The following is a 13,137-nucleotide window of genomic DNA, read 5'->3' as shown; positions in this document are numbered from 1 at the left end:
AGACAGGCTCTTATGAATTTAAAATTTTCTCCAGCTTTTTCACCTGGGCAACGCCGGGTTTGTAGGAAAGAGCTTCTTCTGCAAATTGCCTCGCTTCACGAGTTTCTCCAATTTCAAAGAGAAGAAACGAAAGACTTAAGAGGTTAGGTAGATGATCCGGTTTCATGTCGTATAAGAACCTGGATGAATTGATCGACATTGCCAGCTCGCCAATTCTTTTTTGAGAAACGGAAAGGTAGTACCATAGATCTGCCTGTTCGGAATCCTGTTCAAGGTATTCACTGAGCAGATTGGCTGCTTCTTTATATTGTTTATTTTTAAAGTATAAAAGTCCAAGAAGTCTTGCAATTTTTTTACTGGAATTCCCGTTATGATAGTTTTCTCTCAAAATTTCTATAGATCGTTCTATTTCACCGGATTCATATTTTTCCTTGGCTTCTTTATACACTTTCTCCAATACTTTGGATTTTGTAATTTCTTCACTCTCGGAAATATTATGGTATATGTTCTCTAAAGCTGTGTTTGTATTGAGTGAGTTAAGTTCGAAAGATTCTTCTTCCAGTATACCTTCTTTGAAGCCAATTCTTAATAAGGAAAGGTCATCGGTTAATTCACCCGTATTTTCAATAGAAGCCACAATTTCTTCGAGGATTCCATTGCCCTTTTCCACATGCCTTAAGAATAAAAATTCATCTTCATTTAAAGTTTTAAAAGGTTGGTTTGGACTCAGGTTTATATCGTCTCTGCCGTCCGAACCGAGAATCAGTACATCACCCGGCTTCATTCGAAAATCATATACTTGAAATTCGATTTCCGAATCCAGACCTAACTTTCTTAACTTCAAATCATTTTCAATAAAGGAGGCTTTACCATCTCGAAATAAAACAGTAAAAGGGTGTTCTGCGTTAAAATACCAGCAATCTCCTGTTTCGTCATCTACAACAAAAAATACAGCAGAGATGACCATAGTTCCGTTGAAAGATTTAAAGACAGAATGAACTTCCTGATAGGTTTTGCTTAGCCATTCAGCCGGGCTTAAGTCTAAAATCCTATCATTGGCGGCAGAGCGGGCAAGGATAGAATTCATGACTACTCCCATAACCAGAGAACCCCCGGCACCCTGCATGGATTTCCCCATTGCATCTCCATTGATAGCTACTGTGTATCGCTTATAAGACTCTTTTTTACCGAGTCGAAGATTACCGGTTAAACAGATATCACCACCTAATTCCGATTTTCGATTTCGAAATTCGAATTGCTTTTTCTGATGAATAATAAAATCCGTTTTTACAAAACCTGATTTATTGGCGTTATAAAATAAAGGTTTTGCTAATAAAGACGTTAGAAAATAATCTCCATCCTGCTGAACCTTTAGCTTATGTACTTCTTCCATTTTATCCTGGACTTCCCTGGTTCTATCCTGAACCTTATGTTCAAGATTATCTGCATAGTCCTGTAATTCTCTTCTAGCATCCCGAATCGAAACCACCATCGAGTTAAAAGAAGTAGCCAGGAAACCAATTTCATCGTGACTTTTTATAGGAACTTCGAGTTCCAGATTACCGTGGTTTACTTTTCTTACACCTTCTAAAAGATTATCAAGAGGTTCCACGAGACTGGTGCGGAAAAAGCGGGGAAAGGTAATCAGGGTAACAATACTGGCAAAGATAATAATATACCATACTTTTCTTGCTGTTCTATCGGTATGCTGTCTGTATTCATAATAGCTGTATCCAACTTCGTACAGAGTATTATCATGGATAAACAAGAAGTGTGTAAAAAGTTTACCGGCATTTCGGTATCCCCGTTTATAGGATTCAAACTTTCTCAGGTTGATTTGCTCCAAAGCCAGACGCTTGAGTTCGTCTTCACTCATACCGGAAAATTTTTTATGGATCTTTTGCTTTTGTGCTTCGAATTCTCTTTCTTTATCTGTAGCTTCAGCCTTATAGATTTCTTCCAGGCTAAGCTTGTATTCATTCTGTCTTGAAAACAGGAGTTCATATTTATCCTGAAAAACTCCTCCTTCTAAGGGCCGGGATAGAACATATTGGATGCCTTCCGGTAATACCTCAAACTCTTTTTTTAAGATATGCTCCCTGGCGTTTTTAACCTCTGTAATCCTCTGGTTGTCATAATCGGACTCGTTTACTTCAAGAGCAATTTTACCTACAAAACCCATAACCAGAAGAAGGGTTACTAGGGTGATTCCGAGAAGCTTTACCATGAAGCTGGTAGGTTCCGGTGAGTTGTTCAAATAAGTAAGAACAATATAAAAACTGACAAGGAGAGAGCCTGTAGCATACAAAAATGCATACTGGTCGTAGGTGATAACCCCGGTTTTATGAAGACTATTGATAATTCCAATACCGATTAATAAGAATAAAGCTTTCGTATAACTCTTGGTAGCTTCCGCATCCTTGCCCTTAGGAAAGAAGAATTTATATACTCCGATTAGAAATTTATTTTTGAGTTTTCCGTGATACTCGGAATAACGAATGGTTTTGCGAATTAGAATATTCAAAGATAGTATAAATTCTAATAAGATAAAGACAGCCATAATTTTTCCGGCATCAAAATTGTAATGATGGGCTTCGAAATCGTAAAATTTTTCTATATTTAGATTCTGATAAAAGAAAATAATATAAGTAGTTATTGCTATGATAAAGGCCAGACCGGTGATATATTTAAATTCCCTGGGATTCTCATTTCTTGGAAAATTATAAGAAAAGCCTACAAAACTGGCATTTCCTATGATTACCAGGGTTGTTAGATATCTATGATAAGCTCCTAATTCATGAAAGGTGGAGTAGGCCATGAAATATCCGAAGAACATTCCGGTAAAACCTAAAAAAAGGCCTGCCAGCCATTTCGTAGTATCGGATGCTCCTCTTCTGGTGCCGAGAAATATAGACATAATGAAGCTGATTAAAAAACAGGCAAATACACCGATTGAATAGTAAGAGAGCAAAAACCAATCCATAAATGTTCCTTGTAAACCGCAAACAGTATACAATCTCTTGTACAAGAAACAATAAATTTTTTAGTAAATTTTTAGGTTTTTGAGAAAGTATTCAGGAAATGAAATCCTGGATAAAATAAGCCGTGCAGAGAATTAAACTTTGAAGAAATAGATAGGCTCCCAGTTTTAAAATTATAAAAACGGGTAAAATATTCAAGCTGATAAGCATAACCACCAGGCCTGAGTAAGCACTGACAGAAAATAAAAAACCGAGGGTAAGACCTCCATAGATTCCTCTCGGAACAACAGGACGTAGAAGATCACAAAGGACCCCAATAAAAGCAACGGAAATTATATCAGCAGTAAAAATGCCGGTCCAAAAAAATCCCGGAAGGAAACGGGTCATGAGTTCATTTGCAGTATTTGTATCTGCTGAAAAAAAGAGCAGCCGTAATGGGAAGGCAATGACTTCCCATAATACAAAAATTACCGCAAAACGGACTAAATACACATGAATAGCGTTACTCCGGGATTCGTTTTCCACTATCTACCTACGATAAACACCATATTAGTTGTAGCTGAGCCACCAATATTCAGCATCAGGCCGTTTTTGGCTCCTTTCACCTGGTAGTCCCCGGCTGTTCCGGTTACCTGCTTGTAAATATCGAGCATCATCCTGACTCCGCTGGCTCCTACCGGGTGTCCGGCACCAATAAGACCACCGCTCGGATTAATCGGTTTTTTACCTTTAAAATCAATCGTTCCGTCTTCAATGGCTTCGTGTTCCTTTCCGGGTTCGGTAATGCCGAAAGCAGAAATTGCAGCGTATTCGCTCGAAGTAAAACAGTCATGAGTTTCAAAAACATCTATATCTTTTACATCGAGGTCAGCACGCTTGTAGGCATCTTTTACAGTTCTGCGGGTCCAGGGTAGTACATACTTGTCCCCTTCTGACTCAGCAACCTTGGCTTCGAAAGTAATCGGAGCAACTCTGTGTCCCCAGCCTTTCATGGTAGGAATATCATCTACTTTCAGATCTCTTTTTTTGGCATAATCTTTCGTATAATCTTTAGAAGCGAGAACCACAACAGCCGCACCGTCTGTTACCTGAGAACAGTCGGTAATGCAAAGTCTTCCCCCGACGGACATATTGTTAGGGCCACCTCTCTGCACTGCATGTTCTTTGTTCATAAACCAGGTTCTGGTTTGAGCTTTTGGGTTTCTTTTGGCATTATCATAGTTAATTCTTGAGATTTCTGCCAGTGCATCCATAAAGCGGTTTTCTTCTAATTTATATCTTTCTAAAAGGACGTCAGCCAGTTTTCCGAAAAGTTTCGGGAAGGGAAATTCCACTCCCTTGGCTTCTTTTTCATAGTAGGCAGCTGTTCCGAGAAAATCCCCACCTACAGCGGAATTGACCGTTTTCATAACTTCAATGCCGACGACAATTGCTACATCGTATTCTTCAGCACGGATTTTAGTAGCGGCTGCATCGAGGGCTATAGAACCGGAAGCACAGGCTGCTTCAAAACGACCACCCGGAACTCCGTAAAATGCAGGGTGAACTTCTGTTAAAAAGGCTCCAAGATGTCCCTGGTTTGCGTACTGTTCTGCATCGAAGTTACCTACGAAAACAGCTACACGGTTTTCTTTATTTAATTTTTTAATTTCTTCAAAATCGATGCCTACTTTTTCGAGAGAGTCATACATTACTTCTCTCATCATAGACATAAAGGTCTTGCCTTCTTTACTCCAGTTTCTCTGGAAATCAGTCTGTTCGCCGCCTAATACATATACTTTACTCATGATTTACTCCTGCACTCATTTAGACTTACGCCCTGAAAAGGCTTCTTGCATCCAGTTTATCCTGGAGTTCGTAAAAAGATTTCTTCTTCTTGGCATCAGCCAGAACCGGCGGAATTTCAATTCCGGCATTGGTTAAGAAGGTTTTTGTTTCTTCTACACCACCTAAGAAATCTACAAAAGCCGAGGCCGGCACCCAGTTAAAACCAAATCCCATAGCCGCATCTCCATTCTCTTTATTTTCTACCACTTCACCTACTATGGAGAGAGAATAGCTGATGTAACGGGCAATAAAATAACGGCAAAGTTCAGCTTCTATGCCACTGGCTTTTTTGATGGTTTCCATAGCTCCGCTGTAATCAGAACTTTGGATTTTAGACTGAGCTTCTTTTACAAAAGGAATATTAAATGCTGGTCTGGGTTCGTATTCCCCTGTAGCTATGTTGTAAACCATCAGAGAACGTTTTCCGTCCGGAGTTTTTAAGGACTTATATAAACCACCCCCGGTTTTACTTCCTAATTTACCTTCGTCTATTAATTTTTGAATATATCCGGGAAGTTTGAAGGTTTCTTTAGCACTATCGTTTGTATTGGCATAGATATTATCTACAATAGCTTTATGAATATCGAGACCTACGAAATTAACAGTTGCCAGAGGAGGCATAGCTCTACCTGTAAAGCCACCCATAATTTCGTCCATCAGGGCTATTCCACCTTTATCCTGGTGTTTTTCTGCAAAAATGGCTACCTCGTTCATCAGCTGAAAACCAATACGGTTTCCGGCAAAAGCAGGAGTGTCATTTGTATAAACAACAGCCCTTTTCAGGGTATCATCAAGGTAAGCACCTAATTGTTTGGTAACTTCCGGGTCATTACCGGGGTGGGTTACTAATTCACAAAGAATCATTTTATAAGGTGGGTTGAAGAAGTGGGTTCCATAATAGTGCTTTTGTCCATCTTCGTCAAAGCTCTTTGATAGACGAGCAATTGAGAGTCCCGAAGAAACAGTTGAAACTATGGTTCCCGGTTTTCTAACTTTTGCAATCCTCTTATTTAGAGGTTCTTTGGCTTCATAGCTTTCCGCCACAAGTTCAAAAACCCAGTCAGACTCGGCCACTGCTTTTTCTAGGTCATCTTCAATTGTTCCGGGAATCATCCTCGCTTCAATTGTGTCTGTCCTTACTGAACTGATTGCTTTTGCAATCCCTTCTTTTGCTTTTTCTACACTGCGGGCAAGCATGTAAACTTTTGCTTCTCCGAAGGATGCAATAACTCCGGCACTACCTGCACCCATAGAACCATTTGCACCGATAATGGTTACTGTTTTAATTTCTCTCATAGCCTGTTTTCCATTCTATAATTCTATTACTCAAAAAATAAAATTCGTGCTATTTGAAAAGAGATTTTTTCGAAAATAAAGCTGAGAAATATCGTATTTTAGGAGTCTCCTTTTTTAGAACTATAATAAATTCGAAGGGAAATACAATGGAAAATAAAACATTAAAAGAAGAATTTATAGCTCTCAATGGAGGAGAACGATTTTTATTGGGTACCAAAGTCGGTAAAACGGGCAATATTCCGGAGGAACTGGCTTTAAGTCGAAATGAAATTCGAAAAGGGCTTTTTTTCTGGTTTTTCCGGAGTTCTTTAACGGAAGAAGAAAGGGAAAAAGTTCTGGCAAATATTGAGAGAACCTAAGATATTTTTTAGCATCCCTCGCCAGCAAAACTTCATAGATTTATCCATTGCCCATTTCTCTATTCCCCCTTTCCTGTGGCTTGTGCTTGCTATCCTACCACTACTGAGCTATCCTCTCTCTTAAGGAAAGAACTAAGCGAAAGCCAACATCGATACTATAATAATCAGGTATCCAGTAGTAACGATCTGAAACGCGGCAACGCTCCAGACCATAGTTCGAGCCACCACCCCGAAATACGCGATAAGGAGCCTTCTTTTCGTTTTTCGGATCTTTTTCAGGGGATTTAGAGTAGTAATCCTTATCATACGTATCCTCCACCCACTCCCAGACATTCCCAATCATATCATACAGTTCGAAAGCATTGGGCTTTTTCATTCCTACCGGATGAATTTTTCTTCCTGAATTATTTCGATACCAGGCATAATCCCCTAATGTGGAAGCATCCTTTCCAAAATAATACCGTGTGGTAGTTCCTGCTCTCGCAGCATATTCCCACTCTGCTTCAGTGGGCAGTCGATACCTGTATCCCTGTAATGAATGGTCGTGACCATTCATTACTTGCTCATTTAGCTTTTTAATAAACTCCTGAACCTCAGGCCAACTCACTGTTTGTACTGGACAGTTATCTCCACAGGTATTTAATTTATTTTTACCCATGATATCTCTCCATTGTTTCTGGGTCACTTCAAATTTCCCCATATAGAAGGGCTTTGTAATTTTTACCTTATGCAAAGGCTTCTCATTTTCGTGACACTTTTCATCTCCAGGACTGCAACCCATACTGAATTCTCCGGCAGGGATCAGGACAAATTCTATGCCCGAAGAGTTGGTGAATGTTTTTCGGGACTCAGCCTTTTCTTCTTTCTTTTCTTTCTCATACTCCACCAGTCCACCGAAGACCCAGCCAACTTTCTCTCCGTAACGAACTTTCAACCACCTACCCGGAATGTCGTAGATAGTTTCCTGAAGACCTGTTGTATCATCCAATACTTCCAGCTTCTCTCCAAAGGCAATATGGCCTAATGTTTCACTTGAACGTCCTGCTTTCTTTCTGAGCTTCAGTCCGAAGTTCTTGTCGATTTCTTCTCCATCAGTTTTCTTCTCAACATACTTCGTCACCTTTGTCTTCTCGTAGCTGATAAAACCCCCGAAGGCCCAGCCAGCCTGACCTTCATAGACCAGCTCATACCAGCGGGAAGTGATACCGTATATCGTCTCTTCCGGACCTTCGAGGCTTGTGATTCTTACTGCCCCATCTACAGGAATGATGCCCAGTTGCTTTGAAGAGGTTGTGGGTTTCTCCCGAATGCGTAAACCCTGCTTTTCGGTCACCTTTCCCGTAACAATCACCCGTTCCAGCTTTGTTACCCTGCCGAGCTTCTTGGCTAACTCGGAGTAGGCCTTTACCTTTCCCACACCCACCACAGTCTGGCATGTAGTCAGTGTAAGAGTAAATATTAGAAATATAATTTTCATGAATACAATCCTTTTCTTATGGAGAATTTATTTGCAAGAATATCAATCAACTCTCTAAACCTATATAGACTTTCTTATCGGAAATAGCCTTTAGCAAAGGTAACATTAGGGCTTGATAATCAGGGATTGCCATCCTGACTCTCTTCCTTTAATATAATATTTTTAGCCAATAAGCTGAAGGTGATTATTGATACTTCTCTTTTAATGTTTTAATAAAACCTTTCAAATTGTCCAGCAATTTAGGATCTTTTCGGAGTTAGTCCCCTGAATCGTTAGGGTTTACAAAAACGGAACTCGCCAGAAAATAGTTTTGGCAAAAAAAATCAACAGGAGAGTTCCGCATGAAGAAGAATAAAACCAGCCATCATTCCAGTCAAGAGGAAATTTTACCTCTGGAAGCCTTTCGTAAAATAGCCCATAATGAGCTTTTAAGCCTGCTTCAGAAAGCCAGTATAGAAATCATTCAACAGTTTATTCAATTGGAAGTGGAAGAGTTATGTGGGAAAGTTTTTTCTCATAAGAAGAATGATTTATGCCACAGAGGCGGAAGCGAAAATGGTAGTATCTATATCCAGGGACAGAAAGTTCCTTTACGAAAACCACGAGTTCGCAAAGGAAATGAAGAGCTTCCATTAAAGAGTTATAAAAATCTCAGAAAGATGGATAATATTTCAGATAGAATATTAAATGTCTTATCAGCAGGTGTTAGTTCTCGGAAGTATGAAGAGGTAATTGAGAAGTTATCAGAAGATGCTGGTTTATCCAAAAGCTCTGTTTCGAGACAATTCATTTTAGAATCGAGAAAAAAGCTTGATGAGTTTAAGAACAGAAAATTTGAAAATCATAAATTCTTTGCAGTATTCATAGACGGAACTAATGTGGGAGGTCAATCTATAGTAACAGCTCTTGGAGTTGATATTGAAGGAAACAAGCATTTCCTTGGATTTTCAGAGGGTTCTACGGAGAACTATGAAATTACAAAAGAACTTTTAGTGTCTTTCCGGGAGAGGGGTCTGAAATTTACAGATAAAGTGATTTTTATTTTGGATGGTTCAGGCTCTTTAAAGAAAGCCATAAAAGAACAATTTGGAGATAGTGCAGTTATCCAGAGATGTACCAATTAGAATCGAGAAAAAAGCTTGATGAGTTTAAGAACAGAAAATTTGAAAATCATAAATTCTTTGCAGTATTCATAGACGGAACTAATGTGGGAGGTCAATCTATAGTAACAGCTCTTGGAGTTGATATTGAAGGAAACAAGCATTTCCTTGGATTTTCAGAGGGTTCTACGGAGAACTATGAAATTACAAAAGAACTTTTAGTGTCTTTCCGGGAGAGGGGTCTGAAATTTACAGATAAAGTGATTTTTATTTTGGATGGTTCAGGCTCTTTAAAGAAAGCCATAAAAGAACAATTTGGAGATAGTGCAGTTATCCAGAGATGTACCAATCACAAGCTCTGGAACTTACTCGCAAAGCTTCCAGAGAAACACCATGAGGAATGTAAGCTTCGTTATCGAAGAATCTTTTCTTGCAATGAATATAGTGATGCTAAAGAAGAATACCTGGGTTTTGAAACCTGGCTAAGTCGAATAAGTTATTCTGCTTCAAACAGTTTAAAAGAAGCAGAATATGATCTATTAACTATTCATAAAATACGAATGCCTGTGGAAATGCGTAAAACATTTTTAACAACGAATACAATTGAATCTGGTTTCAGTGGCCCCAAATCGTTAATGAAAAGAGTCAAGAAATGGAATCTGGGAACAGATATGATTTCAAGATGGGTATCTGTTAATTTGCTTTATCAAGAGAAAAGGTTTCGCAAGATAAATGGAGTTAATAAAATTAATATATTTTTAGCTGACTTTTTAGAACAACAGCTTGACAAAAAAGTAGCTGCATAATATCTTATATATGTTCCGTTTGAACTCTAACGGTATGTGGGACAAGCTCTCTTTTCGGGCTTCCTGAAAAAGCTCCTCCTCCTCCTCCTCCTCCTCCTCCTCTTCTTCTTTTGTCAGAGCTTCTTTACTTCCAAGATCGAACATTTGACCTTAACCATATATTCTTTAAACAAGTTGTTGTTGGTAGAATTTAGCATATTAGAAAGTTCTACTTTTTTGACTAAAGTCCTCCTAACTCTCATCTCCTTTCCTGCGCAAGCGAATTAGGAAAGAGGCCGGGTGATAGGTAAAAAGCTTGCAATGAGATATAAAGCGTTTTCCCGGCCGGATGGTTCAGCGTCCGGCTGAAAGATGCAGGAGTATGTAATTACTTGCGTCGCCCCCATGTTTGCTTGCTCCCGAACGAGCAGGCCTTCCAGCAGGCATCGATGAAGGTATACTATACTACCTGGTAATATTAGCTCTGCATAAAAGCTGTATACTTCCGGTAATTTAATCATACAGGAAGTAATGGATATTTTAAAAAGAAACTTCAAAAAAACGAATATTCTAAATTCTTTATCTTCTTTTTTTGCTTGATTTAGGGGAAGTAAATACAGAAAAGAATAAGGCACGGTGGAAATAACCTGTGCAATACATTATCAAAGAATAATATATGAAAACTTTATAAATACAAATAGTATGTATTACAGGACTCATGAATGACAATATATGCCTGATTTAATCTCTTCTCCTTGATTAGAGTAATAGCTTATTGGAAATAAATTTGGGTTGACCGAATATCTTTAATTTATTTCTTAGAATCAGAATAAATAAAAAGGTTATATATGATAAAAAAAAGAATATTAGGTTTCCTTGGTTTGCTGATAGTGGGACTCGCTGTTTTTGTCTTCTTTGTCAATCATTCGCTGAATCAACGGTTTGCAAAAAAGTACACAGTATCTAATTCAGAGGTAGCCATAAACAGGACAGAAGAAGCCCTTCAAAATGGGAAGCGACTCTTTCGCGCCAGAGGCTGTGCGGACTGTCATGGAACAGATCTCGGTGGAAAAAAGGTAATTGATGCTCTTCCGGCAGGAGTACTTTTTGGAACCAACCTTACCAAAGGAAAAGGTGGCACCGGCGGACAATTAAAGGATGAAGACATTATTCGCGCCATTCATAACGGAGTAAGTCGAGATGGATTTCCCCTGAAATGGATGCCTTCCGAAGAGTATACGGGCTTAAGTGCCGAAGAACTTTCCGATCTCACAGCCTACATCACTTCCGCAGCTTCTGTAGATAGAGAAACCCTGCCCAGTAGCTATGGCCCGATCACAAGTCTTCTTCTATTCAATGGGGAGCTAAAACTCGCTGCTGAGCTAATCGATCACAACAAAAAACCGGTAAAAGGAATTGTTCCGGAAGTAAGCAAAAATTACGGGGAATACATCGCTAACACCTGCAAGGGTTGTCATGGTTCGGATTTTTCCGGAGGACCAATTCCGGGCGTTCCTCCCAGTTTTCCGGCTGCTTCCAATATCACGAGTGATAAAGAAAAAGGAATCGGTAAATATACAGAAGCCGATTTTATTACAGCTATGACAAAAGGCAAGCGACCGGATGGGAATGAGCTGAATCCTTTCATGCCCTATAATAATTTTTCCCAGATGACAGAAACCGAACTAAAAGCCCTCTGGCTCTTCGTGAAAGAAATTCCGGCAAAAAAAGAAAGTATCCGAAAATAATTTTTAAGAAAATAGAAGAAGTTTTTTTGTAAATATTACTGGACAATTATTCTCTATAATAATAATTGGTAAGCAGGATGGGCGATTAGCTCAGCTGGGAGAGCATCTGCCTTACAAGCAGAGGGTCGGCAGTTCGATCCTGTCATCGCCCACCATCCTTTTTTCCCTCAGGAAAATTCATGCAAAGCTCCCAAAAACAAACCGATAAAAACTTAATGATTTCGGTTTCCGGTATCAGGGGCAAAATTCCTTCCGGTTTAAATTTCGAGAATATTATCCGATTCACCAGGGCTTTTTCTGCCAGTATTCCTTCTAAGAAGATAGTTATAGGTAGAGACTCAAGACCGAGTGGACAATTTTTTGAATCACTGGTGAAAGGAGTGCTTTTAGGAACCGGAAAAGATGTCATTTCTTTAGGTATTACAACGACTCCCACAGTCAAGGCTGTGGTGAATGCAAGCAAAAGCGGGGGAGGCATTATGATTTCTGCCTCTCACAACCCGATAGAGTGGAACGCTTTTAAACTCATAGGAAAGAACGGCTTCTTCTTTAATAAAGAGCAGAACGATCTGCTTATGTCTTTTTACGAGAGAGATGAACTTCCTGAACCCTTATTTAAACCCGGTTCTCAATTAGAAGAAGCCTCTGAAATCTATTTCGAACTTCACCTGAATTCTGTCTTAAAACGTATAGACGAGAAGCAGGTTCGAAAAAGGAAATTTACTGTCTTAGTAGATGCGGTGAATGGAGGAGGAAGTTTTGCCGTACCGGCACTTCTCCGAAGACTGGGTTGTACCGTTATTGAAACAAACTGTCGGCCCGATGGTTCCTTTCCGAGACCACCGGAACCTACTCCCTCCGCTCTTAAAAAAACAGCTATACTGATGAAATCCTGTGGTGCAGATATAGGCTTTGCTCTTGATCCGGATGCGGATAGGCTTGTGATCTTGAGCCCGCAGAAAGGAGCGATTCTTGAAGAATACACCCTTCCTCTTGCGATTCAATCTCTGAGTCCGTATAACTTTAAGCAGAAGAATGTAGTGGTCAATCTATCTACCAGTTTTGTTTCAGCTTCCGTTTTGGAAAAATACAACAAAAAGTTGATACGTTCAAAGGTTGGAGAGGCGAATGTAGTAGAAGAAATGATTCAGAGCAAAGCGTTTTTTGGTGGAGAAGGGAACGGCGGAGTCATTGACCCGGAGATAAACTCTTTTGGTAGAGACTCTCTTTCCGGTATTGCTCATATCTTAAATTATCTGAGCAGAGAAAAATTAACTATTGATTCCGCTCTCTCCAAACTTCCCGAAATTCACATGCACAAGGAAGCCTTTCCCCTCGGTAATATCAACCTGGTCGATGGAAAAAGCCGCCTGCTGGAGAGTTTTCCGGGTTATCATCTTGACGAAAGAGATGGAATTCATCTCGAATCGGCTGATTCCTGGGTGCATATACGACCTTCTAATACAGAACCAATTATTCGTTTGATTGCAGAAGCCAGAACAAAAAAGGATTTGAAAAACCTGCTACTTAGTTCGAAAAGAGCTATAGGGAGCCTGTGAAAAGG

At 39.5% G+C, this 13,137-nt stretch carries 12 protein-coding genes and 1 tRNA gene; 6 read left to right on the top strand and 7 right to left on the bottom strand.

Translation table 11 applies throughout. The annotated features are described in order from the left end of the window. Positions 1-10: 10 nt before the first annotated feature. The 4 genes from H7A25_02085 to H7A25_02070 all read right to left on the bottom strand — a co-directional run bounded on the left by H7A25_02085 (position 11) and on the right by H7A25_02070 (position 6,104). Positions 11-2,983, bottom strand: a complete 2,973-nt coding sequence (locus H7A25_02085; protein ID MCP5498665.1) for a SpoIIE family protein phosphatase — start codon at positions 2,981-2,983, stop codon at positions 11-13. Positions 2,984-3,074: 91 nt separating this feature from the next. Further along, positions 3,075-3,506 (bottom strand): hypothetical protein, encoded by a 432-nt coding sequence (locus H7A25_02080; protein MCP5498664.1) that lies wholly within the window; start codon positions 3,504-3,506, stop codon positions 3,075-3,077. Beyond that, entirely contained in the window at positions 3,506-4,771 is a 1,266-nt protein-coding gene (locus tag H7A25_02075; GenBank protein ID MCP5498663.1) for a thiolase domain-containing protein, read from the bottom strand. The genes H7A25_02080 and H7A25_02075 overlap by 1 nt, the downstream gene beginning before the upstream one ends. 22 nt (positions 4,772-4,793) lie before the next feature. Continuing rightward, a complete protein-coding gene (locus H7A25_02070; GenBank protein MCP5498662.1) occupies positions 4,794-6,104 on the bottom strand; it encodes a 3-hydroxyacyl-CoA dehydrogenase family protein in 1,311 nt (436 codons plus the stop codon). A gap of 146 nt (positions 6,105-6,250) precedes the next feature. Between H7A25_02070 and H7A25_02065 the strand changes: the two genes are divergently transcribed. Further along, positions 6,251-6,463 carry a hypothetical protein gene (locus H7A25_02065; GenBank protein ID MCP5498661.1) on the top strand — a complete coding sequence of 71 codons (213 nt, stop codon included), beginning with the start codon at positions 6,251-6,253 and terminating at the stop codon, positions 6,461-6,463. A gap of 100 nt (positions 6,464-6,563) precedes the next feature. Here the strand turns inward: H7A25_02065 and H7A25_02060 are convergent, their stop codons facing one another. Beyond that, positions 6,564-7,940, bottom strand: a complete 1,377-nt coding sequence (locus tag H7A25_02060) for an SUMF1/EgtB/PvdO family nonheme iron enzyme (GenBank protein ID MCP5498660.1) — start codon at positions 7,938-7,940, stop codon at positions 6,564-6,566. A gap of 341 nt (positions 7,941-8,281) precedes the next feature. On the opposite strand from H7A25_02060, the gene H7A25_02055 reads away from it, so the two are divergent. Both H7A25_02055 and H7A25_02050 read left to right on the top strand, forming a co-directional pair. Then, on the top strand, positions 8,282-9,064 hold the full coding sequence (locus tag H7A25_02055) for a transposase (protein MCP5498659.1): 783 nt from the start codon (positions 8,282-8,284) through the stop codon (positions 9,062-9,064). Next, positions 9,052-9,846 (top strand): transposase, encoded by a 795-nt coding sequence (locus tag H7A25_02050; protein MCP5498658.1) that lies wholly within the window; start codon positions 9,052-9,054, stop codon positions 9,844-9,846. Before H7A25_02055 ends, H7A25_02050 begins: the two co-directional genes overlap by 13 nt. Here the strand turns inward: H7A25_02050 and H7A25_02045 are convergent. Beyond that, a complete protein-coding gene (locus H7A25_02045) occupies positions 9,811-9,990 on the bottom strand; it encodes a hypothetical protein (protein ID MCP5498657.1) in 180 nt (59 codons plus the stop codon). The genes H7A25_02050 and H7A25_02045 overlap by 36 nt on opposite strands. Before the next feature lie 119 nt (positions 9,991-10,109). Beyond that, positions 10,110-10,346 (bottom strand): hypothetical protein, encoded by a 237-nt coding sequence (locus H7A25_02040; protein ID MCP5498656.1) that lies wholly within the window; start codon positions 10,344-10,346, stop codon positions 10,110-10,112. 327 nt (positions 10,347-10,673) lie between these two features. On the opposite strand from H7A25_02040, the gene H7A25_02035 reads away from it, so the two are divergent. From H7A25_02035 to glmM, 3 genes are all read left to right on the top strand, one after another. Continuing rightward, positions 10,674-11,573, top strand: a complete 900-nt coding sequence (locus tag H7A25_02035; protein ID MCP5498655.1) for a c-type cytochrome — start codon at positions 10,674-10,676, stop codon at positions 11,571-11,573. Positions 11,574-11,652: 79 nt separating this feature from the next. Beyond that, positions 11,653-11,728 (top strand) — tRNA-Val (locus tag H7A25_02030). A gap of 60 nt (positions 11,729-11,788) precedes the next feature. Continuing rightward, positions 11,789-13,132, top strand: coding sequence for a phosphoglucosamine mutase (gene glmM, locus H7A25_02025; GenBank protein MCP5498654.1), 1,344 nt, complete (start codon positions 11,789-11,791; stop codon positions 13,130-13,132). Positions 13,133-13,137: the final 5 nt, after the last annotated feature.

This window comes from Leptospiraceae bacterium (assembly GCA_024233835.1).
Lineage (GTDB): Bacteria > Spirochaetota > Leptospiria > Leptospirales > Leptospiraceae > JACKPC01.
The sequence above is the reverse complement of the archived record's forward strand: the minus strand, read 5'-3'. Positions and strand labels throughout refer to the sequence as shown.